Source organism: Streptococcus sp. HMSC062D07 (genome assembly GCF_001814215.1).
Taxonomy (GTDB): domain Bacteria; phylum Bacillota; class Bacilli; order Lactobacillales; family Streptococcaceae; genus Streptococcus; species Streptococcus infantis_I.
Genome location: NZ_KV815331.1, coordinates 1 through 342, shown reverse-complemented (window position 1 = coordinate 342; position 342 = coordinate 1). Strand labels below are relative to the sequence as shown.

At 43.0% G+C, this 342-nt stretch carries 1 protein-coding gene; it reads right to left on the bottom strand.

Features of this window, described 5'->3' with window-relative positions; genetic code table 11:
• Positions 1-7 precede the first annotated feature (7 nt).
• A partial coding sequence (locus tag HMPREF2957_RS05680; RefSeq protein ID WP_148131987.1) for an LPXTG cell wall anchor domain-containing protein occupies positions 8-342 on the bottom strand: 335 nt, incomplete at its 5' end.

The window sequence follows — 342 nt, the reverse complement described above, 5'->3', positions numbered from 1 at the left end:
TCTAATATTATTTAGAAAATTTACGTTTCATAACTACAGTTCCTGACATGATTACCACACCAGCCAATACAAGTACTAGGCTTGTAGCTTCACCAGTAAATGGAAGACCTGGTTTGTCTTCTGTTGTTGTAGAACGAGCTGGTTCTGGAGTCGTAGTTGAACGACTTGGTTCTGGTGTTGTAGTAGGACGACCTGGTTCTTCATTAGTCGTTGTTGTTGTAGTTGTTGTAGTGTCGCCGTTACCACCACTGTTTCCTGGGTAATATGGGATTGTCGTAGTTGTTGTAGTTGGTGTTGGGGCTTCAGTTGTTGTTGGAGCTTCAGTCGTTGTTGGAGCTTCAG